Genomic DNA, 26483 nt, shown 5'->3' with positions numbered 1-26483 from the left:
GTTTTAAGGAACCTGCTTAGCATTTACAGTAAATTTGATAAACCGTTTTTAGGATTAAAAACAGTTAATATTTTAATTGTTGCTTTTGGGTTGCGAACAGCATTATCAGTAATTTTCTTAGAGAAAACGCTGGCTTGAGGGGGTAAATCAATCAAATGAGCACAATCTGTTATTAGGGCATCAGGTTCAACCTGATGTTTTCTAGCTTCAAATTTGTTATCCATTTCAAAATTTTAATGGTTAACGAAACGTTGATAAGTGCTTGCAGATTTAATTTTTTCTAAGCTTAAATAATCCTTTAATTTAGAAAATTCCATGCTTTGTACCGCTTTAACGGCAGACTTTAATTTCTCGCTGCTTACGCCTAGTCTTGTTGCCCAGTAGTTGCGATCTTGCTCATCGGCAATTTCAACCACTTCTTTCCTCGCTGTTGTCGAAATGTTTTGGTATATCATAGGTTTATAAATTGGTTAGTGATAATATATTAAAAACACTATCTCTGTCGCTTTAGTTTTGAGAAATGAATTTTTTATTTGAGAAGTGATTATTTATGTTTTTTAGGTGATATAAATGTCTAATTGAGATAGAAAGCCGGCTATGTACGTTTAAAACTTTTTGGTTTAAAGCACTGTTTAATTGTTATCTAATCAAAATTATTATGGATGATAAAACTAAAACAGGTGGTGCTGATCGCAGCAGAATCAACATCAACGAAGGTTATGAGCTAGATTATTGGTCTAACAAATTTGCAGTGAGCAAAGATAAACTTAAGGCTGCGGTAGAAACGGTTGGCACATCAGTTACCGCTGTTGAAAATTTTTTGAAAAAGTAAAATAATAATTATGAGCCTGGAAAAGTATGTAGCTAAACGAGATTTCTCAAAAACAACCGAACCGAAATCGGGTAGGAGTAAGAGTAAAACCAAATTGATGTTTGTGATCCAAAAACACGATGCATCTCGTTTACACTATGATTTTAGGTTGGAAATGGATGGTGTATTAAAGAGTTGGGCAGTCCCAAAAGGTCCTTCAACAGATCCAAAAAATAAACGATTGGCGATGATGGTTGAAGATCATCCCTTTGATTATAGAAATTTCGAGGGTATTATTCCACAGGGAGAATATGGGGGCGGAACAGTAATTGTTTGGGATGAAGGAACCTACGAGCCTATCGAAGATATCAAAGGCAAAAAAGCACAAGAGAAACATTTACTCAAGCAATTGGAGGCTGGTTCGGTTAAAATAAAATTGAACGGCGAAAAGTTGAAGGGTGAATTTGCCTTAGTTAAAACCCATGGAATGGGCGAAAACGGTTGGTTATTGATTAAACATAAAGACGATTTTGCTTCAACCAAAGACATTACAAAACAAGACAAATCGGTTTTATCTGGTAAAACCATTGAAGGAATGGAAAAATCTTCTGAAAAGGTTTGGAAAGATGGGAAGGAACAGACACTAAAGCCTGAGAAAAAAAATCCTGTAAAATCTAAAAAAAAGGAGACTAAAGAAGTCGGTGAAAATGTAGCGCTAGATCCGAAGGCAATCTTAAAAATGGCACCAAAAACAGCAATCCCCAAAAATATAAAGCCTATGTTGGCTACACTGGTTGATGAACCTTTTGATGATGAGGACTGGCAATACGAAGTAAAATGGGATGGTTATCGTGCTTTAGCTTTTATCAATAAAAAGCAGGTGAATCTTCTTTCCCGAAATAACAAATCGTTCAACGAAAAATTTTACCCAATATACGATCTGCTTCAGGAATGGAGCATCAATGCGGTTTTGGATGGCGAAATTTTAGTATTGAATGAAAAAGGAATTTCGAACTTCGGATCTTTACAAAACTGGAGAAGCGAGGCTGACGGGGAGCTTGTATTTTACGTATTCGACTTGCTTTGGTATGAGGGTAAAAATTTAATGGAGTTACCACTTTATCAAAGGCAGGCTATTTTAAACGAAGTTTTGCCAACAGACGATGATCGGGTTCGCCTTGGTAAGGTTTTTAAGGGCAGCGGAATAGATTTTTTCGCTGCTGCTGAGAAAATGGGTTTGGAAGGTATCATTGCAAAGAAAATTGAAAGTACTTATGTAGCCGATCGCCGATCAAAAGATTGGTTGAAAATCAAAGTGCATAAACGCCAGGAAGTAATTATTGCAGGCTACACCAAAAATGAAGACACCTCTAAATCTTTTAGTTCTTTGCTCCTCGGTGTTTATGAAAATAAAAAGCTTCAATATGTAGGTAAAGTTGGGACAGGTTTTTCGGATAAACTGCAAAAGGAGTTGGTGAAGCAGTTCGACAAACTAATTATTGATAAAAGCCCTTTTGATGAATTGCCTGATGTAAACAAACCATCAAGGTTTCGCCCAAATCCTCCAAAAGCAAAAGCTACCTGGCTAAAACCAGAACTTGTTTGCGAAGTGGCATTTACCGAAATTACGGATGATGGTGTTTTTCGTCATCCGTCTTTTCAAGGCATGCGTGAAGATAAAAAAGCGGCGGATGTGGTTAGGGAAACAGAAGTTCCTACTGAAGCGATCATAGATCAAGCATCAGATCAAAAAGAAACACATTCGGAAGCCATCAATCCACCAAAAGGAAAAGATAAAAAAACGCTGCTTAATCCGAAAGATGAAACACAAGTGCGGAAGATTAAAGGGCACGAGCTTAAATTTACCAACTTAAGTAAAATTTACTGGCCCGAAGATAAGGTGACCAAAAGGGACATGTTTAACTACTATTACCAGGTTGCCGAATATATTCTTCCATACTTGAAAGATCGGCCACAATCGCTAAATCGTTTCCCAGGGGGTATTCATGGCAAAAGTTTCTACCAAAAAGATGTTAAGGGAAAAGCGCCTGATTGGGCAAAAACTTTTCCTTATGAAAACGGCGAAGGAGAGAAGAAAGAATATTTGGTGGGCACTGATGAAGCTTCCTTGCTTTGGATGGCCAGTTTAGGCTGCATTGAAATGAATCCATGGTTTAGCCGCATTCAAAGCCCCGATAATCCAGATTATTGCGTAATTGATCTTGATCCGGATAAGCATTCTTTTGATCAGGTGGTAGAAGCTGCATTAGAAACAAAAAAGGTATTGGATGCGATAGATGTACCAAGTTTTTGCAAAACCTCAGGCTCAACGGGTATGCATATCTACATTCCGCTAAACGCAAAGTACAGTTACGATCAGAGCCAGATGTTTGCTAAAATTATTGTTAACCTGGTGCATGATCAAATACCGGAATATACTTCTTTAGAGCGCATGATCTCGGCCAGAAAAGGTAAAATGTACTTAGATTTTTTGCAAAACAGGCCAGGTGCTACCATTGCGGGGCCATATTCCCTCCGACCAAAAGTTGGGGCAACCGTTTCTATGCCCTTGCATTGGGATGAGGTTAAGCCAGGATTGAAGATGCAAGATTTCAATATTTTTAATGCAATAGATCGGTTGAAAGTAGAAGGCGATCTTTTTAAAGGCGTTTTAGGAAAAGGAATTGATTTAAAGAAAGCCATTAGCAAGGCTAAAAGTGTTTTTGGCTAAGTGTATTGATCATTCTGCAATTTATTATATTTGGGAAAAAAATAGAAAATAATGATATCCCACCACGTTTTATTTTGGCTTAAAGCCGATACCACCGAAGAACAGAAAGCTGCATTCCGTAAAAGTTTACAAACATTAGAGAATATTGAAGTGGTTAAAAACTTCCACGTAGGTACGCCTGCACCTATCGAAAGGGCTGTTGTAGATACTACTTATACATTCAGTTTGATTTTGTTTTTCGAAGATTTAGCCGCACATGATGTTTACCAGGTTCACCCGTTGCATAAAGCGTTTCTAGATGAGTTCAAAATCTTCTTCGATAAAGTGATCATTTACGACGCACATTAAGATTTAAAAAAGTTGGATTGCAATTACCAATTCAGTATTTACTCAACATTTAATTCGCAATTCCGTCATGCCCAGCTTGACTGGGCATCCTAATGCATTAAAAAGGATTTTTCATTTTTCATGATGCATTAAGATTCCCGCTTTCGCGGGAAGGACGTGTTTTCAGATATCATTTTATCTTTTTGAACTCAAAAATTGAATTTTACTTACTTCAATTTTGAGCCAACTTCATTTTTAGCTTCTTATCCCCCGAAGTTATAATCACAACAATTCTTTTTACATAAATATTAATCTTTGTAAAATTAGCTCTACTCAATAATAGGTAAACCTTAATTCCGCAAATCCATATTACTTCGCTCAACGTAAATATGAAAAAGGGCAATCATGGATAAATTAAAACTCCTAAAAAGAGCTTCAATAAACATTTTGCAGCTTGAAAATATTAAGATAGGTGATCTTATTGCTGATGAATTTGGTCATAGCGGAAAGGTTATAGAGATAGAAAAGATTAGTTGTAATAAGCAGTTTCACTACTATTTTTATCTTCACAAACAACATACTATTTTGATGATTGTGTAACCCGTAAAATATTCAAATCCTTTTGCATCAGTTTCGTAAATTATCTCACTATATTGGTTTTTATGATAACAACCGATCAGGATCATTTTTATTCCAATCTTCAAATTCATAAAACGCCTCTGCATCAACTTCTGTTGAGAAAAGATTTATTTAAAGAAGTTCCAATTGACTGGCACATTATCATTACTGATATTAAAAGTTCCACGCAAGCAGTTAATGCTGGCTTGCACGAAAATGTAAACCTTATTGCAACCGGAAGCATTGTTACTGTGCTCAATATCGCTTTTAAGGCAAATATTGCCATACCATTTTTCTTTGGTGGAGATGGCGCAACTTTTATTGTTCCTGCACTTATTGTAGATAAAGCGATGAGCGCCTTGCAGGTTTACAGAAGAAATACCTTGCAAAATTTCAATTTAGATCTTCGTGCGGGGATAGTTCCGGTTAAAGAAATATACCAGTTAGGCCATCTATTAAATATTAGCCGATACAGCATCTCAAAAGTTTTCTCCATTCCCATCATTCTGGGAAACGGATTGGATTATGCAGAAAAAATTATCAAAGGAGAAAACTACTTATTTGCCAAAGATGATGCTTTCGATGAAGAATTGGATTTGAGTGGGATGCAATGTCGCTGGGATAAAATTCAACCACCAGAAAATAGTGAGGAGGTAGTTACTTTGATCGCCATTGCACGAAACTTTAACCGGCAAGCGGAAGTGTTAAGCCATGTGATAAGACAGCTGGATATCATTTATGGTACTCCGGAAAAGCGCCAACCCATTTCTATTCCTAAGCTGATTTTTAGAACGAGTTTCAACAATCTGGGTAGAGAAATGCGGCATCGGCTGGGTAAAATAAAGTTTTTCGAACTTATTAAAACCTGGTTCATCAATGCATATGGATACATTTATTTTCGAACGGAAAGCGGCAAAAAGTATTTAAATCAAATGGTCGAAATGTCGGATACGTTGGTGATCGACGGAAGGCTAAATACAGTGATTACAGGTACTAAGCTGCAACGGACCAAGCTTGAAAAGGCATTAGACCTCCTGGAGAAAAATGGCGAAATTCTATACGGAATTTATGTTAGCGGCGAATCGGTAATGTCATGCTACGTCCGCGATTTAGAAGATGATCATATCCACTTTGTTGATGGCGCAGAAGGTGGTTACACCAAAGCTGCAGCAGTTTTGAAGGCGAAAATTAAAGACATGCAATAATCTTTGTCTCGATAAAAAGGATCTTTCCAAACGATAAAGAAAAATTATCGAACACAATTTTTCGTACTTGGTTGTTAGAATTATAAGGGCTGAAATCGTATTAGTTTTTTTGCCTGATGTTACAGCAGTTTAAAACCTGCAGAATTGCAATCAAATATTCATATTAAATAGCAACCTATGAAAGCGATTAGAATCCATGAATTTGGTGGTCCGGAAGTTTTATCTATTGATGATGTTGAAATACCAAAGCCAGGTAAAGACGAAGTACTAGTTAAAATTCATGCTACGAGTGTTAATCCTGTTGACTGGAAAATCAGGGCCGGTTTGAGGAAAGAAAAATTCCCTTCTACATTTCCACTAACCATTGGTTGGGATTTTTCTGGAGTAGTAGAAGAGTTAGGCGAAAAAGTGGGAACATTTAGAAAAGGAGATGAGGTTTATGGTCGGCCAGATTTAACAAAAAATGGAACCTACGCAGAATATGCTGTTGTCAAAGCCAATACTATTTGCATAAAACCCATAAGTATTGGCCACACCGAGGCAGCAGCAGTTCCGCTGGCTGGTTTAACTGCCTGGCAAGGCCTGTTTGATCACGGTTTATTAAAAGAAGGACAAAAAGTTTTAATTCATGCAGCCGCTGGCGGTGTTGGAACCTATGCGGTTCAATTTGCTAAAGCGATAGGGGCGTACGTTATTGGGACATCTTCTGATTATAATATCGATTTTTTAAAACGTTTGAGCGCCGATGAGGTGATCGATTATAACATGGACGACTTTGAAAATGTGTTAAGCGATATCGATCTTGTTTTCGATACAATTGGCGGAGAAACGCAACTGAAATCTCTCGATATCTTAAAAGAAGGTGGCAGATTAATTACTGTTTTGGCGCCCGAATACGTGGCTGAAGCCAAGGCAAAAAAAGTGCACCTCATTGGTTTTACTGCTCAATCTAAGGCCAATCAATTGAAGGAGATTGGTGAAATGATAGACAATGGAAAAGTGAAGCCAATTGTGGAAACCATTTATACGCTAACCGATGCTAGAAAAGCACATATCGAAAGTGAAAATGGGCATACGAGAGGTAAAATAGTTTTGCAGGTGATTTAAAATAAAAAACCTAAACATAAAAAAGCACCAAATTGATTCAATCATTTGGTGCTTTTTCGTTAAAGTTATCTTAAAATCTCATCAATTAATTTAATCTCTTCAGCACTAAATGTAGTGTTGTCCAAAGCTCTAATTGAATCTGTTATTTGTTCTGGTTTGCTGGCGCCAATCAAAACGCTGGTAATCCGCTTATCTTTTAAGATCCATGAAAGCGCCATGTGCGAAAGTTTCTGACCACGGGATTTTGCCAAGTCATTCAATTGAGTGACTACTGCTAGTTTTTCTGGAGTAATATTGGTTTCTTTTAAGAAAATCCCACTTGTGGCCACCCTTGAATCGGCTGGAATACCATCCAAATATTTATCGGTTAATAAACCTTGTGCTAGCGGTGAAAAAGGAATACAGCCTACACCATTTTCCTCCAATACGTCCAATAGGCCATTTTCTACCCAGCGCTCAAACATGGAATATTTCGGCTGATGAATGAGGCAAGGTGTTCCGTTTTCTTTCAGAATTTTAATTGCGGCAGCAGCTTCTTCGGCACTGTAGTTGGAGATGCCAACATATAAAGCCTTCCCTTGTTTTACCATCAGACTTAAAGTGTCCATAGTTTCCTGTAATGGCGTTTCAGGATCTGGGCGATGGTGATAAAAAATATCAACATAATCCAGTTTCATTCTTTTTAAACTTTGATCCAGGCTGGAAACCAGGTATTTTTTCGATCCCCATTCACCATAAGGGCCATTCCACATATGATAACCGGCTTTATTCGAGATTACCATTTCATCGCGATAACCTTTAAGGTGTTGATGAAGAATTTTACCAAAAACCTCTTCAGCTGATCCCGGCGGCGGTCCGTAATTGTTCGCAAGGTCAAAATGTGTAATGCCGTTGTTGAAAGCGGTGTAAATAAGTTCTTTGCTGTTTTCGAAAACATTAACATGTCCAAAGTTGTGCCATAACCCTAAGGAAATTGCCGGCAGTTTCAATCCGCTATTACCGCAACGATTATATAACATTTTGTCGTAGCGATTATCTGATACAATATTGTTCATCATTTTTGAAGTTATTGGCAATAATAAACAGAATCTAAGTTTAATTTATAATTAAGTTTCGCAAACAAACCAGGTTTCATTAAAAGGGGAATTATGTTTCTTCTTTCTATATCACAATAGATACAAAAAACGATCACACTATATGGATCTAAATCGTTTTATTTGTAATAAAAGAAATATTAATTAAGCTTCTATTAGCCCATTATCTAACCCAATATTATTAAATGATGAAAATAAAATCTTTTACAGGTCTGTGTTTTCTTGCTATACTAGGTTTAACTTCCTGCCAGTCTGAAAGCGGAAAATCCAGCAAAGAAAATACACAAACTAATGATTCAATAACAGTTGTCAAATTAGTTGCAGATTCTTTTCAAAAAGAAATTGACGGCAAAAAGACTGGCCTTTATACCTTAAAAAATAAAAACCAAGCAGAAGCTATTTTTACCAATTATGGCGGGCGGCTAGTGAGTTTATTAATGCCTGATAAGGATAAAAAAATGGTCGACGTAGTAGTAGGATTTAAGAGTGTTTCGGACTATCAAAACTCCACCGAACCCTATTTTGGTGCCACTATCGGTCGATTTGGCAATAGAATAGCCAAAGGGAAATTTACTTTGGATGGGAAACAATATCAGTTATTTACGAACAACGGGGAAAACACTTTGCACGGCGGTAAAAAGGGTTACCAGGATGTAGTTTGGGACGCTAAGCAAATTAACCAACACACCATTCAGTTCGATTATTTATCAAAAGATGGTGAGGAAAATTTCCCTGGAAACCTAAAAGTAACGGTAACTTATACCTTAACGGATGATAATGAACTGAAGATGGACTATCAGGCTAGTACTGATAAAACTACCGTATTAAATTTAACTAATCATGCATTTTTTAATTTAAATGGTGAGGGGAGTGGTGATATTTTAAATCATGAGGTTAAGATATTTGCCGATGAATATACACCTGTTGATTCTACACTAATTCCGACCGGGAAGATTGAAAAAGTTAAAAACACTCCATTTGATTTTATTACGGCCACTAACATTGGTGCAAGAATTAAGGATAATAATGAGCAGTTAACTTTTGGCAAAGGATATGACCACAATTATGTACTCAACAAAACAAAGGCTATGAATATGTTCCAGGCTGCAAGTGTAAAAGGCGATAAATCTGGAATTGTAATGGATGTTTACACGCAAGAACCTGGGTTACAATTTTACAGTGGCAATTTTATGCAAAGCAAAAATATATTTAAAGGAGGAAGTAAAGACGATTTTAGAACCGCCTTTTGTATGGAAACGCAACATTTTCCTGATTCTCCAAATCAGCCTGGCTTTCCCTCAACGGTATTAAAACCTGGGCAAGTTTACAAAACGAGTTCTATTTATAAATTTTCAAATTAATGTGATTAGACCAAACAAAAAGAACTGCCATTAAGCAGTTCTTTTTGTTTAAAATAAATCTTGCAAAGCAGGATCGTTATAATCTTCTATATACGCGATGATGTTGTTGTATGCCGAAAATTCATCGGCGGTATGCATTGTGGTCAAAACCACACAGCTCATTCCTGCATTTTGTGCAGCTTCTACACCTTTTGGGGCATCTTCAAAAACTACACAATCTTCAGCAGCGATGCCTAAAAGCGCAGCGCCTTTGCTAAACGTTTCCGGGTCTGGTTTGCTATTTTCAACATCTTCTGCACTCACAATGGCTGAGAAATACGATCGAACATTCAAATTATCCAACACAAAATTAATGTTAAAGGGTATTGCTGCCGAGCCAATGGCCATCAATATTCCTGATTCTTTTGCCTTTTCTAAAAACTGATCTAAGCCAGAAATCAACGTTAAATGTTTTTTGTATGCGGCTTGATAACGGTGTTCTTTTTCGATTGATATTTGGTCGATTTGTTCTTGCGAAAAGTGACCAACCCCAAAAACCCGCTCCAAAAGATCTTGATTTTTGCCATACATCTCTTTCTTAACAGCCTCGAAAGTAATACTCGCTCCCAAATCTTTTGTTAGGATGGAATGCCATGCATGGTTATGAAATTCCATGTCATTTATCATAGTGCCATTTAAGTCGAAAAGAAAAGCCTTTGGTTTTTGATTCATCATGCCGCAAAATTATCAGAAATTTTAAGGAATATGTTAAATTAATTTAATCATTGGATTTTGACGGAAGAATTGAAATTTTCCAAAATGTTCATCTTCAAGAATATCTACTTAAAAATAGTTTAAGCCATCATATTTTGTTTGGAAAATCTACTTACAAATAATACATTGCAGTAGAATTACCCCTAACTCTAAATTTTGTTTTTATGAGCCACATTAAAGATGACGGCGAGCGCTTGATTGAATTTTTAAATAGCCTTCATCCCCTTAGTAAGAAGGTAATTGCATTGGCTCGAAAAAAAACCTTTCAAATTATTGTCAAAAAAAATGAGCTGATTCCGAGTATAAATAATACTGGTGAGGAATGCATTTTTATGGTCCTAAAAGGTATTGTTAGAGGATTTATTTTAGATAATGGAAAAGATATTACTACTGTAATAACTGATGAAAATAACATAGTAGGCCACGTTCGTAATCCTGGAGTGGCTCAATCCGTCTATGAGGAACAGTTTCAAGCACTAGAAAATTCTGAATTATTAGTTTTAGAATATTCTTTTATCGATGCACTTTACAAGAAATATCCAGAAATGAATATTTTGGCAAGAAAGCTACTTGCGCTTCATTTCAACATGTCGCAAGAGCGCTCTATTTTGTGCAGAATACCGTCGGCAGAAGTAAGATACAATAAGTTTAGGCTCGGTAATCCCAAACTGAAAAACCGCGTGCCAGTCAAATTTTTAGCTACTTATTTAGGGATGCGAATAGAAACATTAAGTAGGATAAGGAAAAAAGAAAAATTGGAATCAGCGGCCTAGTTCGAGTCTATATTTGTGTTTTCCTTTTTAAGATAGAAGTAGCACAATGGGAACAGGCATATTAAGCCTAGTAAAAATCCACCTAATGTATCTGTAAACCAGTGTGCACCTAAATATATCCTCGAGGGTGCAATAAAAATCATCAGAAATGCAGAAAGATAAGTGACAACGTTCCGGGTAGTTTTCGGAATGGTGGTCAGGCGGTCCATCAAAAAAATCAGAAAACCAAAAAACAGTACGTAAGACAGCACATGCCCACTCGGGTAACTTTGAAATCTATTTACCTCCACTAAACGAACATAGAATGCGGTAGGCCTTGGGCGGTTGATCAGGTTTTTGATCCCCAGGATAATCAACCCCGACACTAAAATAGAGGCGATGTACAAGCCTTCACGTTTATATTTTTGCAAATAAAAAATAGCTGCAACTACCAGAACAGATAACAACGACCAGGGCAACTCGCCAAAAAAACTGATAGCGAGCATTACTTTATCCAGCCAATCTGCTTGGTATTGCTGTATAAATAAAGAAGCCCGGGTATCAAATGGCAATATGGGGTTATGATCAATAAAAATACTTAAAATGGTGAAAGCCAGAATCAATAGAAATAAGATGATAAGACCTGTATTACGTTTTAATTGCATTTAAGATTGGTTGAATGTTTCAAAACTATCATTTTCCAATGATTGCCAAACACTTTTTATGCAAAAAGTTAATTACCCAGGTTTAAAACATTAGCACCCAGGGGTTTTTCTTTTACTCTTTCTAATTTCTGTTGATGTACAGTGATAGATATTTCTACCGATCCGGTTCCTACTATGGCAGAAAGCAAATGCCCGCCATAGGCTTTAAAATCTTTTCCAGTTACCGTTCCATGAGTATGTAGTGAAGGTTTACCATTTTGCCAGGCTATGGAGCCACTCATGCTTGCCAGTTCTACACCCTCAAATTCTTTAGGCTCATATTCCTTCGTTTTGAAGTTGAAGAAACCAAATTTCGCATTTACGAAACCCATTCCCGAATAACTTGCACTTGGGATGTTTTCTTTGAGGGCAAAATTTTCAAGTTGTGCCAATACATCATCACCCTGGCGCAGCACCATAAAAAATCCTGTAGGAGTTTTAATATATCGCTTTGTAGTATCCTGTTGCGGTTTTTGAGCGAAAGTGCTTGTACTTATTGCAAGTATAAGTGATAAGAATGAATAGATAAACTTTTTCATGGAACTGAATTTTATTAGAAACACATGCTGTAAAGAGATTGTTTGCAGCGGCTGTAGTAAACAATACGCTATAAAAATGAGTTTATTAGTTATGGATAGGAAGCCATACAACAACAAAGAAGCGATAAAAGTTCCTCGCTTTGAAGAAAGTGCAGGTTTTTACACCACGCCGGGCAGAAGCAAAAACATGGCGAAAATTGGTGCGAAAAACAGCCTGCCCGAATTGTTGTTACGTAAAGCGCTTTGGGCAAAACACATCCGCTTTCGCATTCATCCCAAAAGTTATCCTGGTAAGCCCGATATAGTGATTAATAAATATCGATTGGCCATTTTTGTTGATGGTGATTTTTGGCATGGCTTCGATTGGGAGAATAGAAAAGCTGTAATTAAAACCAATAAGGGGTTTTGGATTCCAAAAATCGAACGAATATACAACGGGATCAAGAAGTAAACGAACTACTCAGCGCAAAAGGTTATACAGTAATGCGCTTTTGGGAGCATGAGGTTAAAGAAAAGTTATCGCTTTGCGTTAATCAAATCGCCTTATTTATTGAAGCTGCAAAATTGGGTGTGATTCCCATTATCAGTGATTAATTACTTGACAACAATTTGCTTAGGTTCAGTAACAACGATTTGATACTTGCCCTTAAATTCGGTAACTACACCCGTAACACAGATATTGTTGCCCATAAACATCGAAGCCGGTTCAGAAGTAAATTTGGCTTGGTCTTCTTTATTAACTACGATAGTTAACAGCTCTTTAGGATAAGCACCGCCAAGATTTATCAAGCTTAACTTTTCCAATGCTTTTGTTCCGTACACAGAATCACACACGCTGACACTTTTACCCACATATTGTGCTGCATCTTTAGCTAAAATTAAGGTTTGGCTTTTTGCTTTGTAAGCAGTGATGCAGACGAATAAAATAAGAGATAACTTTTTCATAATAGATGGATGATTGGGTGGCAACAAGCTTTTAGCAGCTGTTTGGTAGCACAAAGTTAAATATCGGCCGCTTATAAAACAATGTGTTTGTGTAAATACCGCGATATACTATCGATATGGCGATGGCTCATTTTTATTTCGATGTAAATCCATCTAATAGTTCCATGGTTTTGATGGCTTCTTGGGCACTGCATGGGTTTTCTGCTTGATCGAGAAAATAGGATACGACTTTTTCGATCATGGGTTGCTCTACATGTTGAAGCGCTTCGAATTTCAGTGTTTCTGTTTTTTCGTTGATGGTCAAATTTATCTCATGCCCAAACATTGGGAAGCTTATCTTTCCTTTTGATCCATAAATTTCGCAGATGTCTTCATTCGCTCCGTTGGCAACCGTAAAACACCAAACGCCGGTAAATACAATGTCGTTTTCAAATAAAATATGCCCTGTAACCAAATCATCTACGTTTTCATCTCCAGACTGGTTAACTGAAATGCCATGAAAACTTTTGGTGTTGCCAAAATAGTAAAGCATTAAGTCGAGTTGGTGCGGCGCTAAATCATGGAATAATCCACCTCCTGCAACAGCAGGATTCAGGCGCCAATTGTCTTCTGCCTTTGCAATTAAATCGTTGTTTTTAGGTTGTAACATTTTCAAATTAACAAAGCGGATATCGCCAATGGAATGCTCTGCCAACAAAGATCTAATTTTTAAGAAGAGCGGCTGTTCTCTACGGTAATGTGCTACGGTTAATTTTACGCCATATTGATTAGCAGCAGCAGCCATTCTTTTAGCGGCCTCGGCATTTATAGCCATTGGTTTTTCTACATAAACAGGTTTTCCAGCTGCAAGCGCCTGAATGGTGTATTCCTCATGTTGAAGTGGGGGAGTAGCAATATATACGGCATCTACTTCGGGGTCGTTAATTAAATCCGTTGCATTGTCGTACCATTTGGCTACACCATGACGCATGGCGTAATCTGCAGCCTTTAAGGCATCTCTTCGCATTACCGCAACCAGCGATGAGTTCGGAACTTTATTAAAAGCAGGTCCGCTTTTTACTTCTGTTACATCGCCACAACCAATAATGCCCCATTTAATGTGTTTCATATTGTAATAATCATTTGGGATGAAGATAAGGATTTACGGTCAATTGATGTATGTAGATCATTTTAAAAGGAAAATCAATGGGGGATAAAAATCCCATTAACGATTAGGTTGATTAATGGAATCATGGGTATGGTTCGTACGCTCGAAGAAGAAAGTTGGACGCGAATATTATACAATATCCAGCGAATGATAAACCAAACACGTCAAATACCAATCATTCCGTAAATGGAAAATAATAATCTCCATCTTTAATCAAGATCTATGTAGCTAATGAAAAAATTCAAATACGCTCTTTTGTTTTTGTCGACGTTTTTAACATTGACCGTTTTTGCGCAAAGCACCCGGAAAATTGTGAAGGATTTTGATGGTGACTTAAAGAAGGACACTATCCGTATTGATGGAGACCGGAAAGCATTGGTTTTGCGGTTATCCACTCAGAAATATAAAATAGTAATCAGCAAACCTATTGACTACCTAAATTTTGGTAATACCTTGGTGGCTACCAGAAATGGATTTGAATTTTGGAACAACTATGACCGTTCAGGTTTCATCAGCGTTTTTTTATATAGCAAAACGGCTAAAAAAATGCAGCTGGTGCAAATGCGTAGAACGGATGATGTGCTCGGCAGAGATCATCCCAATGAAGGGCTTTTTGAGTCTAGCATCAATTTGTTAACCAATAAATATGTTGGAGTGATTAAAAGAGAGGTAAAAGGTAAAACATTAACGACATTGATAAATTCTGAAATTACCTATCCGAAAACTTATTTAGAGACGTTCGGCGACGCCATTAATTTCGACTATCAGGAACAATGCATTGCGAAATACGAGAAGTTTAATTCAAAGAAGTAGATTTTAGCCGCAAATTTAGCTTGAGCACACACAACTCATCAACATAAATACTAACTTTTAATCGATTATTTATTATGAAAACAGTAAACAAAATTTTTCTTTCGCTCGCCACTGTAGTTGCATTAAGCGCTTGTAATAATGATAAAACCGCTCCGGAAAAGGCTCCAAAAAACCCAAACACCGAACTGGAGGCGAATAAAGTAGATGTAGATCAAGCGATGAAAGGCATGCCAACATTTTCTTCACCTGAAATTCAAAAGGAAGCACAAGAATGGTTTACTTATTTCAAAGAGGGCATGAAAGAAGCACAGCAGAAAGCAAAGCTGGCTAATGGAGATCAAGCTAAAATGAAACAGATAGGGAAAGAAATGGCTGAGAAATTTGCACCATGGAAAGAGAAAATAGCGGCTTTAAAAATCAAAATGAATGCTGAAGATAAAGTGAAGTTTGAGCAATATGGAACTAAAATAGCACAAGATATCGTTGCGCAGGCACGACGAAATTAGTAAAAGCACATGATGATTTATTGGCTGCTTTGATACTAACCTGCAGTGCGCCAATAAATCATTAAAAAAAAATAATTTTACGGCGATTCCATCATTTTAGACTATCTATATCAGGCAAAAACAATATTTCGTAGATTGGATACCAGATTCCAATATTCACGGCGAATATCGCTCCATTCAACCATATTTTCTTTTCATTATTAATCTTAATTTAACACAGCTGATCGTTCTTTGTCGAAAAATCAATCAGCATGAAAATTTATTTTGCTACCTGCCTCCTGTTACTCTATTTTTCGCTGGGTGCTTTTGGGCAAGATGTAGAATTCGACAGCATCCGAGATACCATTCCTCAAAAACCAATTGAATCGCTTACCGAACTGAAAAAGAGATATGCTGAATCCATCGAGCAGCATGATGTAATCTTGGAAGGAGAGTGCTTACAACAAATGGGCAGGATATGTTATCGACAAGGGCATTTTCGGCAAGCATTGGACTTCTTTTTAAAAGCAGAGAAAATCTTTAATACCAATAATAAACCTTTATCACTTGCAGATAACCTGAGTGATATGGGTATTTTGTATTATTATCTTAAGCAGCCAGAAAAAGCCATGAAGAATTACACCTTGGCGCTGAATATTTATAGAAAGCAGCATTACGCTAAAGGTCAGGCAACGGTATATGGCCATATTGGCCAGCTTTATGAAAAACGTAGGAACTTTGATAGCGCATTTATTTACCAGAAACTGGCACTAAAAATCATTGAAAAGACAAATGACATCAGCGGAGCGGCGAAGATTTACGAAAATCTGGGTAGCATTTATGAAGATCTCGAAAAATATGATCTGGCTGATAGCCACTTTAAAAAATCGCTCAGTTTGTATCAGCAGGATCGAAATGAACTGGGCAGTATTGAAGTGATTAACAACTTAGGAGATATCCTGCGCAAAACCGGGCGATATAAGGAAAGTATTGTGGAAACCAGGTTGGCGATGCAACTTGCCGGCAAATTGCGGAATGCTTATCAGCTGGCTTCTTGCTGCAGGGATATGGGCAAAGCATATGAGCTGTTAAACCAAATGGACAGCGCTTACCACTACATTCAGTTAGGTTATAAGCACACTTTGGACCTATATTCAGAAGATGGTGCCAAACAAGTTGCTTTTTTACAGGTGCTTTATGATATCAATAAAAAATCGGATAAGATTAATCAATTGCAGGCTGATAAAAAGATCAACCGTATCCTTGCTTTTTCTGCAACGGTAGTCATACTGTTACTTGTTGTACTTGGATTTGTTGTTTTTAGCAGGCAACGCTTTAAATTAAAAGATCAGAAAATGCTAGCCAGGCAAAATCAAATTGAGCACGATTTGACTAGCCTTGAACTTAAAAATCTTCAGTTGGAAGAGCAAAATTTAAAACAGCAACTGGAAGTGAAAAGCAGGGAGCTTTCTACGCATACCCTAAACCTGATTAAAAATAACCAGTTCCTCGATAACCTTCGCAATACCTTGCAGGCGATGGTAAAAGACGATAAACGAGATCAGAAAAAACAGATGAATCAGATCTTGACTGAAATTAACCAAAGCTTCAATCATGAAAGAAACTGGAAGGAATTTACGGTAGCTTTTGAGCAGGTTCATCATCAGTTTCTGGACAACTTAAAAAAGTTTAGCAATGAACTTACTTCAGCAGATATGCGTTTAATTGCCTTGCTGAGAATGAATCTGGATTCGACTGATGTAGCCAGCTTACTGGGTATTTCCACCGATAGCTTAAGAGTTTCGAGATATCGGTTGAGAAAAAAACTAAATCTGGCGCAGGGCGATAATTTATCCGCATTTATCCAGGCACTTTAATCGTTACATCAATGGTCTGAAAATTTTGTTTTGAGCTTATTTTTTCTGCTTAACAATTTGTTAATGTAACGGTAATAAAAGCATAACGGCGTTTTGGGTTAGTGTTATATATCTGATTAACAGTTATTTGTATTATGGTGTTGCTTTTTTATATACGCTCTTGTTAACGGTGTTGCCTTTATGTAACCCCGAAAGTTTTTCGGTATCGAAGTGTGTACACACCTTTGCTCCGTCAAGAATAAAAAACACTTGACCAAACAAATGAATAAACTTTTACGAATTCTGTTTTTACTCCTTATTTGTGCCGGCACCGCTCAGGCAACTAAAATAAAAGGGCACGTTTATGATAAGCAAACCGGAGAAGCGATAGTTGGTGCCACCGTAGTGCTTGAAAACCCGAGACGAGTAACCAACACCGGTTTGGATGGAACATTTGAGTTTAAAGGCATGGTAACGGGTTCGGCTAAAATTAGCGTCAGTTACATCACCTATCAAACCATCACGAAAACAATTATGGTGGAGAAAGAAGATAATGAGCATTTGAAGTTCTATATGGAAAGCGATTCAAAAGCCCTTGACGATGTGACCATCAAATCCAATGTAGTTAGTTCTACCGATCAGGGCGCCCGTAGATTAGAAAAGAACGCAACTCAGATCATGAATATTGTTTCTGGTAGAGCAATTGAGATCTCGCCTGATTTAACAGTGGCGAATGTGATGCAACGGGTTTCTGGCGTTTCCATTGAACGGAACAGTAATGGAGATGGGCAGTATGCCATCCTTCGCGGGATGGACAAGCGGTATAACTACACTTTGGTAAATGGCGTGAAGATTCCAAGTCCGGACAATAAATACCGTTATGTGCCTCTTGATTTGTTTTCTTCAGATTTGCTTGATCGTTTGGAGATTTACAAAACCTTAACCCCAAACCTAGAAGGAGATGCAATTGGTGGCGGTATTAACATGGTGATGAAAAACGCACCTGGTAAATTTCAATTGAATGCCAACGTTTCATCTGGCTATAGCCAACTATTTATCGACAGAAAATTTGCCAGCTTTAATTCATCAGATATCAATTATAAATCTCCATATGAATTGAACGGAAAAAATTATAACGCTACCCAAAACGATTTTACAAAGGCTACACTGGATTATAAATACAAAAACCCGGCACCTAATTTAATTGGTAGCCTATCGTTAAGCCAGAGATTTTTAGACAATAAGCTGGGTGTGGTACTGGCTGGAAGTTATCAAAATACCTACCGCGGAAGCAACAGCACTTTTTATAATACAGCCGTAAACGGGACCGACGCCTTTGCAGTGATTACCAATAAAAGCTACAGAGAATTCTCAGAACAGCAGCAACGCACCGGTTTACATGGAAAAGTCGACTATGTTTTCAACAAAAATCACCAGTTAAGTCTTTACAATGTGTACGTTAATTTGAAAAACCAGCAGCTTAGAGATGCAGTGACCACAACCTATAATGGTGTTTACAATCCAACTGTAGGAAATGCCGAACTGGTTTACAATACCCGTAGCCGTTTAACCGAGCAACAAATTTATAACAGTACACTTCACGGCGACCATAAATTTTTTGATGAGAAATTTAAAGTGCAATGGTCAGCGGTTTATTCGTCTGCAAAAAATGATGTACCGGAAAATACCAGTATCAGTTTAAACGGCATACAGCAAAATTTCCAGAGCCGCCGTTTGAGTTTGGTGAATACCTCGCCTGTAAATCGCAGATGGGAACGCAATACCGACGAGGATTTAGCAGGATACCTGGACTTAGGCTACCGTTTTAATATCGGTGCTGACAAATTAGAAGTTATGGCTGGTGGTTTATACCGGGACAAACAGAGAAGTAGCTTTTTCAATAATTACACTTTGGCCCCAAATGCTGCCGATGCAAGTAAGGTTTACGGTGTTGATTATCAAAACTACACCGAGCTTAATTTAGTGGTCAGCAACCCAACAGGTGCTGTGGCCAATCCACTTACTTATGATGCAACCGAAAAAATCTCAGCAGGTTATGGCATGTTTAAGTATACAGCCGCTAAGTTAGAAGTTACTGGAGGTGCAAGGGTAGAACACACTAATCAAGGCTATAATCTGCTTTTCCCTGCCGGCGAGACTTTTCCAAAAGGGCAACAGGTTTATACAGATGTGTTGCCTAGCTTAACAGCTAAATATTTCTTAACAGATAAGGCACAGTTGCATGCTTCATATTATAAAGCGCTTAATCGCCCAGGCTTTTACGAAATTGTGCCAGGCAAAGTAGTAAACGAGGAATTTCAGGAACGTGGAAACCCTGATTTACAACGTGCGCTTGCCGATAACTTTGACTTACGTTACGAACTTTTTCCGGGTGCATCAGAACAATTACTTGTAGGAGCATTCTACAAACGGATAAAAAACCCGATTGAATATACCTTCCGGGCAGATGCTGTTCGTGGACAGGACATTTATTACACTCCTGGCAATTTTGGAACCGCTAAAAACTATGGAGCAGAGGTAGATTATATCAAATACTTCAGTAAAATAGGGGTAAAGGCAAATTACACTTATACCCATTCAAGCATTACCACACCAAAAACAACCAGAACCATCAACCCTACTACTGGCGATATACAGGCACTTTCGGTTGACCAGAAACGTCCACTATATGGGCAATCTGAACATATTGCCAATGCTTCTTTACTATTTAAGGATACCAAAAAAGGCTGGGATGCGCAGATTGCCGGAGCTTACACAGGTCCGCGGATTAACACGGTTTCTCAATTTTTAAACAATGATTTATGGCAAAAAGGCTTCATTCAGATGGATGCTTCGGCCGAGAAAAGATTTAAAAGCGGCATTAGTGTTTTCGTAAAGGCAAACAATATCTTAAATACACCAACGAAGCTATTTATCAAAGGAACCAATCCTGAGAATAACAAGATCAATGAAAATTTGGTAAAGAATGGAAACACTTTGGTGAGAAGTGATTATTACGGACAGAATTATCTGATCGGCTTTAGATACAAGTTTAATTAAGCTAAATTTTTAAAAATAAAAACATGAAATCAAATCAGATTTTTAAATTGCTAATGCTTGCCCTGCTGGCACTTGCCGGCTGCGAAAAAGCAAATATCGATGTGGATACTACAGTTGTAGATGGTTCGGCGATTGGAGAAGTTTCAGGTGTATGGGCAAAAGGAAGTACCCAGGTAATTAAGGGTGATATCGTTATCCCGGAAGGCAAATCGCTCACCATTGAAGAGGGGGTAACGGTATTAATGGATACCCTTGCTAAGCCGGAAATTATAGTGAAAGGTAATTTGTACGCCTTAGGCACTGCCGAAAATCCAATTAAGTTTACTGTGAATGAATTTTACAAAACTGCACAGAAGAAATTTGGTAAACTATGGGGAGGTATTTTGGCAGGCCCAACCTGCGAGGAGCTGGTGTTGGATCACGCCGTTATTGAATATGCAGGTTCAACCACTTCTGATGCATCAACATCAGTAAAAATGGGATTATACAAGGCAGTTGCCGGAGAAAATTTACCAGCATTATGGTTCTCGAATGCAAAAGGAAAGCTAGTGGTGCAAAATACGGTGTTCAGAAATCTTCAGGAAGATTGCACTTACATCGAGGGCGGCAAAATCATTTTCGCGAATAACGTATTCTACACCACAGGTGTTACCGGTGGCGAAGCGATGAATTTCAAATCTGGTTGTTTAGCCGATATCGCTTATAATCTGGTTTATAGTACAAATACCAATGCACTGAAACTTTCGAATACCGGAGATAAGACGCCACAAACCTATATTATCATTTACAATAATACTTTGGTAAATACAGGCTGGAGAAGACCAACAGCCAAAGGCGGTTCTGTTTGGGTGGAAAGCACCGTTCGTGCTGATTTGTACAATAACCTTTTTGCCAATACCCGTTTTGGGATAAAAAGAGATCCTAAAAAACCTGAGGATGCCCGCTCTGCTTACAGCAATAACTGGTATTATGGTTTTGATCAGGTAACGGTTAATCAGTTTCAGCCTGGGAGTAATGATGTGATAGGCGGAAAAAATGATGTAATTAGTAAAGTGGCGGGAGAAAATGATCCCAAATTTGTAAACTATCCGCTAAATACGGCGGTGAACAATGCTGATTTCAATACCTCATGGGATTTTCACCTGCAAGGTAATTCGCCGGCATTGGCTAAAGGCATTACCAATTTCACCCGTCATCATGCGGCAGGTATCGTAATGAAAAACGGTATCACTTACATTTCACCAGCACCATCTACCTTTGTTGGCGCATATGGAACTAAAAATTAATATGAAGAAAACGAATATCATAAATGTTGCTACAGCAGGCCTTTTATGCCTGATCCTTTCTTGTAACGGAACCGCCCAACAGGTAGATCAGGATGCAGTAAAGCCGCTATATATATCCGATCCTGTTGATTTTGATACCGACGATCCTGCGATCTGGGTGAATGCGAAAGACCCGGCGCAATCGTTAGTTATTGGAACAGATAAAGATACCAAAGGGGGCTTATACGTTTTTGACCTCAAGGGAAAAATTATCCCTGCAAAAACTGTTAAAGGGTTAAAAAGACCTGATAATGTAGATATTGCTTACGGACTTGATCTCGGTGGGAAAAAAACTGATATCGCGATAACTACAGAGCGTTATACACATAAGCTGAGAATTTACAGTCTTCCAGATATGAAACCGGTTGATGGTGGAGGAATACCTGTTTTCGAAGGAGAAACCCAGGCTGAGTTCAGGGATTTAATGGGTATTGCAATGTATACTAGCGCTGACGGGAAAATTTATGCTGTTGTTGGCCGCAAATCAGGGCCAAAAGAGGGCGGTTATTTGTGGCAGTATTTGTTATCAGATAATGGTAAAGGAATAGTAAAAGCAAGCTTGGTAAGAAAGTTTGGAAAGTACAGTGGTAAGAAAGAAATTGAGGCCATTGCGGTAGATAACGAACTTGGATATATTTATTATTGCGATGAGCAGTTTGGTGTGCGTAAGTATTATGCTGATCCAGCCAAAGGAAATCAGGAGCTTTCCCTATTTGGACAGGGCGATTTTGCTGTGGACAATGAAGGGATTGCGATTTATAAAACCAAAGGGAACAATGGCTATATTTTAGTTTCAGATCAAGGTGTCAGACAATTAAAAGTGTACGACAGGACCGGTCAGGCTGGCGCTGTGAATAAACATCCGCTAATAGCCACCATTAAATATGCTGCAAATCAAACTGATGGAATTGATATAGTTTCAGTACCATTGAATGCCGATTTTAAACATGGGCTTTTGGTGGCAATGAGCGATGATAAAACCTTCCATTTTTACCGATGGGAAGACCTTGCAGGAAAAAAATTGGATGTAAATCCATAAATACTCTTATTCACTATCTTATATTGGGATCATCGAATTTCAGAAAGTGAAAAAGATAAGGCGATAGAATTTTTAAAGTACCGTTTCTATTAAGAACAAGGCAGGTTATCTACAAAAATAACCTGCCTTTTTTTTGTAAACGAGCTTTGGTTTGAGAGGATGCTTCGCAAAGGAATATTACGCAGCTATACAATTAACTGATCTTGTAACCAAAAATGTATTAACGACAGGTCAATACGTAAGTAAACTCCAGAAATCGATCTGTCATCAAATGTGATAAAACCCTTTTATCACATTTGCTTCACTATAAAAACTAATCCGAGAATCTAAAGCAAACTTTATTTATAAATATTGCTAAAACAGCCTATACGGCGCATTTTGACTCCTTTTGACGAAAAATTAAATGTTAATTGACGGATATGTGTATGTCCGTGCCTGATTAAATCAGTTAAGTTTGATTTCGAAAACCAATTATAAATCCTTTCATTGATGAGCAGCTACCCTCCACAACTTACGAGGCTAACTCACCTTTTTTGAGTTGATATTTCCCAAGGGATTATCAAAACGAAAGAAATTAATTTGATCGTTTCTCGAAACGAATTCGAATGTCATCAACTGTAATCGGACGAATAATCGCTATTCGAAACGCTTATACTTTAAACCAAATATAATATGAGAATCCTGAAAATTTTCTTTTTCTGCGTAATGTTATGGGGTATTCCCACATATTCATTTGCACAACGTAAGATTTCCGGACAAGTACTAACCGAACAAAATGAGCCTCTTCCGGGAGTAACTATTTTGGTAGAAGGTTCTGTTCCGAGAGAAATCACAACTACAGATGCCGATGGCCGGTTCCAGCTTACGGCAACCAAAGGTACCTTACTGGTAACATACATCGGGTACAAAAATCAACGCATCACGCTAACCGACAAAATGCAATTAAATATTGTTTTGCAAAGCGATGATCAGGGTTTGGATGAGGTTGTTGTAGTGGGTTACGGTAAACAATCTAAACGGAACATTACAGGTGCGGTAAGTAATATTAAAGCTGAAGATATTGTGCGTACTTCTTCTACCACTGCTGCTGGTGCGCTTGCCGGAAAAGTACAAGGTGTATCGGTCCGGGCAAAAGATGCTCGTCCGGGCAGAGGCGCAAGTATCGAAATACGGAATATGGGTAACCCATTGTATGTAATTGATGGGGTAGCTTATGGCGGTGAAGGTGGTACGGATTGGGTTGGTACCCAGAATGCATCTGGTGCCGATATTTTTAACGCTTTAAACCTGGAAGATATTGAAAGTATTTCTATTTTAAAAGATGCTGCAGCAGCTGTTTATGGCTTTCGTGCAGCAAAAGGTGTAGTTTTAATCACTACAAAAAAAGGCTCGAGAGATGAAGTAGCCAAAATTAACATTAACGGCTACCAAGGCTGGCAAAACCTAACGCGTTTTCCTACCATGGCCAACGCAGCGCAATATACACGAGGATTAGTTGAGGCGGCTCAGAATGATCCGAACGGCAACCCTACGCAAGTATATACACGTGAAGAGTTGGCGAAATGGCAAGCCGGAACCTTACCAGGTTATCAAGGTTATAATTATGAAGACATTGTACTTCGTAAAAATATCCCTCAACGCTACATCAATGCAAACGTTTCTGGCGGAGCCAAAAAATCAAATTATTTTCTTTCTGTTGGTCACTTAACGCAGGATGCCGTAATTAAAGATTTTAACTACAAACGTACCAATCTGCAAGCCAACATGGAGGCGACCATTTTAGAAGGTCTAACTGTTGGAGCACAAATTTCTGGCAGACAAGAAAATACCCAAGATGTTGGTTTGCCTGGCGGCGATGGATACTTTTCATCAATACTTGCGATCTTCAAAAACAGACCAACTGTTGGTCCGTATGCAAACGATAACCCACTTTATCCTAATCAAACAAATGAATTCGCCTATAACCCGGCCATTTTCAGTAGAGATATTGCAGGTTATAAAGACAATAAGTACTTAAGTGGAAACGTGAATTTAACTACATCTTACAAAACTAAGTTTGGTTTATCTGCTAAAGGAACGGTATCCTACAATTATACCAACAATAAGTTTGATGGCTTTCAGTATACTTATGATGTATATCGCTACGAAAACAACAACTATGTTCGAAGTAATGGAACCAACTCTGGTTGGAGATATAAAACTGACCGCGTTGCAGTATCACGTTTCGCCCAATTTCAGTTAGATTATACCAAACAAATTGGAGATCATAATTTCTCGGTAATGGCGGGTTACGAACGTTCTGACTGGGACAGAACTTACAATGCGATTGGTTCAAATCCAACCAACAACTACATTCCTTTGGTTAATCAGGTTGCAGAATTAAACAGCATTGCGGATGGATGGTCATACGAGGCGAGAGCAGGTTTCATTGGTCGTTTCAATTACAACTACAAAGGCAAGTACCTTGTTGAGGTTTTGGGTCGTTATGATGGATCTTATTTGTACTATGAAGGTAAAGAATGGGGTCTTTTTCCTGGCGCCAGTTTAGGATGGAGAATTTCTGATGAGCCGTTTTTCAAATCAATAAAAAATGTAGTTAACGATTTAAAATTGAGAGCATCTGTTGGTCAGACAGGTTTAGAAGAGGGTGTTGGAATGCTTGATTATTTGTCTGGTTACAACTTCGGTTCGGGAAGCGCTATTTTGAATGGTACTTTTTATCCAGGTATCCGCCCAAAATCGCTTCCAATAAGAAATTTATCATGGGTTAAGAACACCAACTATAATATCGGTATCGATGTAGGGATGTTCGATAACAAGTTAACCATAACTGCTGATGCGTTTAAAATTATCCGTACCGGATTTCCTGGAAAAAAATATGATGTTTTATTGCCAAGTGAAGTAGGTTATGAGTTGCCAAACGAAAATTTAGGTAAAAATGGCTACTACGGTGCAGAGGGTATCATTACCTACAGCAGTAAAGTTGGCGATTTAAATTATGTTGTGAGTGGTAATGTTACTTTCTCGCGGTTCAAAAACCTTGAATCGTACAAACCACGTTTTAGTAACTCGTTAAATGAATATAGAAACTCTGCTGAAGATCGTTGGGGTGGTGTATGGTGGGGCTACCAGGTAATTGGTCGTTTCCAATCAGAAGAAGAAATTCGCAACTATCCGGTTAATAATGATGGTAATAACAATAGAAACCAATTACCGGGCGATCTTATTTACAAAGATGTTAACGGTGATGGAATAATCAACGATATGGATGAACGTCCGATTGGTTATCCAACAGGATGGGCACCAATGATCACCTTTGGTGGAAGAATCGGCTTAAACTACAAAGGAATTGATTTGAATGTTGATTTTGCTGGGGGCAGCATGCAGTCGTGGAACCAGGATTATGAATTAAGAAACGCTTTCCATGGTGGAGGTAACTCACCTGCCTATTTATTAGAAGATAGATGGCACCGCGAAGATCCTTACGACAGAAACAGTAAATGGATTCCGGGATACTATCCTGCAATACGTAACGGAAATAGTGGTCCGAATGGTAGAAATAGCGATTTCTGGTTAACTAATGTACGGTATTTACGGGTGCGGAATTTAGAATTGGCTTACACACTGCCTCAAACAATTTCGCAGAAAATTAAAGCGCAAAAAATCCGCGTTTATGTAAATGGCTCAAACCTAATCTCTTTCGATAATGTGAAAGATTACCAGATTGATCCGGAAATTGAAGCAGCAGCAGCGGTAGTTTATCCTCAGCAAAGAGTATTTATGGCTGGTTTTAATGTAACCTTTTAACAAA

25 protein-coding genes are annotated in these 26483 nt (G+C 38.1%); 17 read left to right on the top strand and 8 right to left on the bottom strand.

Annotated elements, in window-relative coordinates:
- Nucleotides 1–23 precede the first annotated feature (23 nt).
- On the bottom strand, nt 24–224 hold the full coding sequence (locus tag OQZ33_RS21405; protein WP_265801482.1) for a hypothetical protein: 201 nt from the start codon (nt 222–224) through the stop codon (nt 24–26).
- Between the two features lie 9 nt (nt 225–233).
- Entirely contained in the window at nt 234–455 is a 222-nt protein-coding gene (locus OQZ33_RS21400) for a DUF3606 domain-containing protein (protein WP_265801480.1), read from the bottom strand.
- A gap of 203 nt (nt 456–658) precedes the next feature.
- Between OQZ33_RS21400 and OQZ33_RS21395 the strand changes: the two genes are divergently transcribed.
- From OQZ33_RS21395 to OQZ33_RS21370, 6 genes are all read left to right on the top strand, one after another.
- A complete protein-coding gene (locus tag OQZ33_RS21395; protein WP_157255716.1) occupies nt 659–832 on the top strand; it encodes a DUF3606 domain-containing protein in 174 nt (57 codons plus the stop codon).
- A gap of 10 nt (nt 833–842) precedes the next feature.
- Entirely contained in the window at nt 843–3542 is a 2700-nt protein-coding gene (ligD, locus tag OQZ33_RS21390) for a DNA ligase D (RefSeq protein ID WP_265801479.1), read from the top strand.
- A gap of 51 nt (nt 3543–3593) precedes the next feature.
- Nucleotides 3594–3890, top strand: coding sequence for a Dabb family protein (locus OQZ33_RS21385; protein WP_265801478.1), 297 nt, complete (start codon nt 3594–3596; stop codon nt 3888–3890).
- Between the two features lie 384 nt (nt 3891–4274).
- A complete protein-coding gene (locus tag OQZ33_RS21380; RefSeq protein ID WP_056850135.1) occupies nt 4275–4469 on the top strand; it encodes a hypothetical protein in 195 nt (64 codons plus the stop codon).
- 62 nt (nt 4470–4531) lie between these two features.
- A complete protein-coding gene (locus OQZ33_RS21375; RefSeq protein ID WP_265801477.1) occupies nt 4532–5692 on the top strand; it encodes a DUF3095 family protein in 1161 nt (386 codons plus the stop codon).
- 177 nt (nt 5693–5869) lie between these two features.
- On the top strand, nt 5870–6799 hold the full coding sequence (locus OQZ33_RS21370; protein ID WP_265801476.1) for an NADP-dependent oxidoreductase: 930 nt from the start codon (nt 5870–5872) through the stop codon (nt 6797–6799).
- Between the two features lie 65 nt (nt 6800–6864).
- Here OQZ33_RS21370 and mgrA read toward each other — a convergent pair whose 3' ends face one another.
- Entirely contained in the window at nt 6865–7854 is a 990-nt protein-coding gene (mgrA, locus tag OQZ33_RS21365) for an L-glyceraldehyde 3-phosphate reductase (RefSeq protein WP_265801485.1), read from the bottom strand.
- Nucleotides 7855–8078: 224 nt separating this feature from the next.
- Between mgrA and OQZ33_RS21360 the strand changes: the two genes are divergently transcribed.
- Entirely contained in the window at nt 8079–9254 is a 1176-nt protein-coding gene (locus OQZ33_RS21360; RefSeq protein ID WP_322975113.1) for an aldose epimerase family protein, read from the top strand.
- A 48-nt stretch (nt 9255–9302) separates the two neighbouring features.
- On the opposite strand, the gene OQZ33_RS21355 is transcribed toward OQZ33_RS21360, so the two are convergent.
- A complete protein-coding gene (locus tag OQZ33_RS21355; RefSeq protein ID WP_265801483.1) occupies nt 9303–9965 on the bottom strand; it encodes an HAD family hydrolase in 663 nt (220 codons plus the stop codon).
- A 206-nt stretch (nt 9966–10171) separates the two neighbouring features.
- On the opposite strand from OQZ33_RS21355, the gene OQZ33_RS21350 reads away from it, so the two are divergent.
- Nucleotides 10172–10780, top strand: a complete 609-nt coding sequence (locus OQZ33_RS21350; RefSeq protein ID WP_265801475.1) for a Crp/Fnr family transcriptional regulator — start codon at nt 10172–10174, stop codon at nt 10778–10780.
- Here OQZ33_RS21350 and OQZ33_RS21345 read toward each other — a convergent pair.
- Both OQZ33_RS21345 and OQZ33_RS21340 read right to left on the bottom strand, forming a co-directional pair.
- Complete coding sequence (locus tag OQZ33_RS21345; RefSeq protein ID WP_265801474.1) at nt 10777–11424, bottom strand: phosphatase PAP2 family protein; 648 nt, start codon at nt 11422–11424, stop codon at nt 10777–10779. The two genes, OQZ33_RS21350 and OQZ33_RS21345, sit on opposite strands and share 4 nt — an antisense overlap.
- 68 nt (nt 11425–11492) lie before the next feature.
- Complete coding sequence (locus OQZ33_RS21340) at nt 11493–12002, bottom strand: PPC domain-containing DNA-binding protein (protein WP_265801473.1); 510 nt, start codon at nt 12000–12002, stop codon at nt 11493–11495.
- Nucleotides 12003–12078: 76 nt separating this feature from the next.
- Here OQZ33_RS21340 and OQZ33_RS21335 point away from each other — a divergent pair, with 76 nt between their 5' ends.
- Nucleotides 12079–12453 carry a very short patch repair endonuclease gene (locus OQZ33_RS21335; RefSeq protein WP_265801472.1) on the top strand — a complete coding sequence of 125 codons (375 nt, stop codon included), beginning with the start codon at nt 12079–12081 and terminating at the stop codon, nt 12451–12453.
- A gap of 32 nt (nt 12454–12485) precedes the next feature.
- A complete protein-coding gene (locus OQZ33_RS24385) occupies nt 12486–12596 on the top strand; it encodes a hypothetical protein (RefSeq protein ID WP_265801470.1) in 111 nt (36 codons plus the stop codon).
- On the opposite strand, the gene OQZ33_RS21325 is transcribed toward OQZ33_RS24385, so the two are convergent.
- Nucleotides 12597–12947: a hypothetical protein gene (locus OQZ33_RS21325; protein WP_265801469.1), complete on the bottom strand. Its 351-nt coding sequence runs from the start codon at nt 12945–12947 to the stop codon at nt 12597–12599.
- A 133-nt stretch (nt 12948–13080) separates the two neighbouring features.
- Complete coding sequence (locus OQZ33_RS21320) at nt 13081–14055, bottom strand: Gfo/Idh/MocA family protein (RefSeq protein ID WP_265801468.1); 975 nt, start codon at nt 14053–14055, stop codon at nt 13081–13083.
- Between the two features lie 270 nt (nt 14056–14325).
- Between OQZ33_RS21320 and OQZ33_RS21315 the strand changes: the two genes are divergently transcribed.
- The 7 genes from OQZ33_RS21315 (at nt 14326) to OQZ33_RS21285 (ending at nt 26479) form a co-directional block, all read left to right on the top strand.
- Nucleotides 14326–14907, top strand: a complete 582-nt coding sequence (locus OQZ33_RS21315; RefSeq protein ID WP_265801467.1) for a hypothetical protein — start codon at nt 14326–14328, stop codon at nt 14905–14907.
- Between the two features lie 74 nt (nt 14908–14981).
- Nucleotides 14982–15413, top strand: coding sequence for a hypothetical protein (locus tag OQZ33_RS21310; RefSeq protein ID WP_265801466.1), 432 nt, complete (start codon nt 14982–14984; stop codon nt 15411–15413).
- A 251-nt stretch (nt 15414–15664) separates the two neighbouring features.
- The gene (locus OQZ33_RS21305; RefSeq protein WP_265801465.1) at nt 15665–17269 is read left to right on the top strand and encodes a tetratricopeptide repeat protein; all 1605 of its coding nucleotides are present in this window, start codon (nt 15665–15667) and stop codon (nt 17267–17269) included.
- A 261-nt stretch (nt 17270–17530) separates the two neighbouring features.
- A complete protein-coding gene (locus OQZ33_RS21300) occupies nt 17531–20308 on the top strand; it encodes a TonB-dependent receptor (protein ID WP_265801463.1) in 2778 nt (925 codons plus the stop codon).
- Nucleotides 20309–20331: 23 nt separating this feature from the next.
- Nucleotides 20332–21594 (top strand): right-handed parallel beta-helix repeat-containing protein, encoded by a 1263-nt coding sequence (locus OQZ33_RS21295; protein WP_265801461.1) that lies wholly within the window; start codon nt 20332–20334, stop codon nt 21592–21594.
- A gap of 1 nt (nt 21595) precedes the next feature.
- Nucleotides 21596–22672, top strand: a complete 1077-nt coding sequence (locus OQZ33_RS21290) for a phytase (protein ID WP_265801459.1) — start codon at nt 21596–21598, stop codon at nt 22670–22672.
- A gap of 672 nt (nt 22673–23344) precedes the next feature.
- On the top strand, nt 23345–26479 hold the full coding sequence (locus OQZ33_RS21285; RefSeq protein WP_265801458.1) for a SusC/RagA family TonB-linked outer membrane protein: 3135 nt from the start codon (nt 23345–23347) through the stop codon (nt 26477–26479).
- The last annotated feature ends 4 nt before the right edge of the window (nt 26480–26483 follow it).

This window comes from Pedobacter sp. MC2016-05 (assembly GCF_026239735.1).
Lineage (GTDB): Bacteria > Bacteroidota > Bacteroidia > Sphingobacteriales > Sphingobacteriaceae > Pedobacter.
Note: the sequence above shows the minus strand (reverse complement) of the source record. Positions and strands in the feature narration are given on the sequence as shown.

Bases quoted from the DNA above. Each gene is read 5' to 3' on its own strand.
- OQZ33_RS21405 (WP_265801482.1), bottom strand. From the start codon at position 224: ATGGATAACAAATTTGAAGCTAGAAAACATCAGGTTGAACCTGATGCC.
- OQZ33_RS21400 (WP_265801480.1), bottom strand. From the start codon at position 455: ATGATATACCAAAACATTTCGACAACAGCGAGGAAAGAAGTGGTTGAA.
- OQZ33_RS21395 (WP_157255716.1), top strand. From the start codon at position 659: ATGGATGATAAAACTAAAACAGGTGGTGCTGATCGCAGCAGAATCAAC.
- ligD (WP_265801479.1), top strand. From the start codon at position 843: ATGAGCCTGGAAAAGTATGTAGCTAAACGAGATTTCTCAAAAACAACC.
- OQZ33_RS21385 (WP_265801478.1), top strand. From the start codon at position 3,594: ATGATATCCCACCACGTTTTATTTTGGCTTAAAGCCGATACCACCGAA.
- OQZ33_RS21380 (WP_056850135.1), top strand. From the start codon at position 4,275: ATGGATAAATTAAAACTCCTAAAAAGAGCTTCAATAAACATTTTGCAG.
- OQZ33_RS21375 (WP_265801477.1), top strand. From the start codon at position 4,532: ATGATAACAACCGATCAGGATCATTTTTATTCCAATCTTCAAATTCAT.
- OQZ33_RS21370 (WP_265801476.1), top strand. From the start codon at position 5,870: ATGAAAGCGATTAGAATCCATGAATTTGGTGGTCCGGAAGTTTTATCT.
- mgrA (WP_265801485.1), bottom strand. From the start codon at position 7,854: ATGAACAATATTGTATCAGATAATCGCTACGACAAAATGTTATATAAT.
- OQZ33_RS21360 (WP_322975113.1), top strand. From the start codon at position 8,079: ATGATGAAAATAAAATCTTTTACAGGTCTGTGTTTTCTTGCTATACTA.
- OQZ33_RS21355 (WP_265801483.1), bottom strand. From the start codon at position 9,965: ATGAATCAAAAACCAAAGGCTTTTCTTTTCGACTTAAATGGCACTATG.
- OQZ33_RS21350 (WP_265801475.1), top strand. From the start codon at position 10,172: ATGAGCCACATTAAAGATGACGGCGAGCGCTTGATTGAATTTTTAAAT.
- OQZ33_RS21345 (WP_265801474.1), bottom strand. From the start codon at position 11,424: ATGCAATTAAAACGTAATACAGGTCTTATCATCTTATTTCTATTGATT.
- OQZ33_RS21340 (WP_265801473.1), bottom strand. From the start codon at position 12,002: ATGAAAAAGTTTATCTATTCATTCTTATCACTTATACTTGCAATAAGT.
- OQZ33_RS21335 (WP_265801472.1), top strand. From the start codon at position 12,079: ATGAGTTTATTAGTTATGGATAGGAAGCCATACAACAACAAAGAAGCG.
- OQZ33_RS24385 (WP_265801470.1), top strand. From the start codon at position 12,486: ATGCGCTTTTGGGAGCATGAGGTTAAAGAAAAGTTATCGCTTTGCGTT.
- OQZ33_RS21325 (WP_265801469.1), bottom strand. From the start codon at position 12,947: ATGAAAAAGTTATCTCTTATTTTATTCGTCTGCATCACTGCTTACAAA.
- OQZ33_RS21320 (WP_265801468.1), bottom strand. From the start codon at position 14,055: ATGAAACACATTAAATGGGGCATTATTGGTTGTGGCGATGTAACAGAA.
- OQZ33_RS21315 (WP_265801467.1), top strand. From the start codon at position 14,326: ATGAAAAAATTCAAATACGCTCTTTTGTTTTTGTCGACGTTTTTAACA.
- OQZ33_RS21310 (WP_265801466.1), top strand. From the start codon at position 14,982: ATGAAAACAGTAAACAAAATTTTTCTTTCGCTCGCCACTGTAGTTGCA.
- OQZ33_RS21305 (WP_265801465.1), top strand. From the start codon at position 15,665: ATGAAAATTTATTTTGCTACCTGCCTCCTGTTACTCTATTTTTCGCTG.
- OQZ33_RS21300 (WP_265801463.1), top strand. From the start codon at position 17,531: ATGAATAAACTTTTACGAATTCTGTTTTTACTCCTTATTTGTGCCGGC.
- OQZ33_RS21295 (WP_265801461.1), top strand. From the start codon at position 20,332: ATGAAATCAAATCAGATTTTTAAATTGCTAATGCTTGCCCTGCTGGCA.
- OQZ33_RS21290 (WP_265801459.1), top strand. From the start codon at position 21,596: ATGAAGAAAACGAATATCATAAATGTTGCTACAGCAGGCCTTTTATGC.
- OQZ33_RS21285 (WP_265801458.1), top strand. From the start codon at position 23,345: ATGAGAATCCTGAAAATTTTCTTTTTCTGCGTAATGTTATGGGGTATT.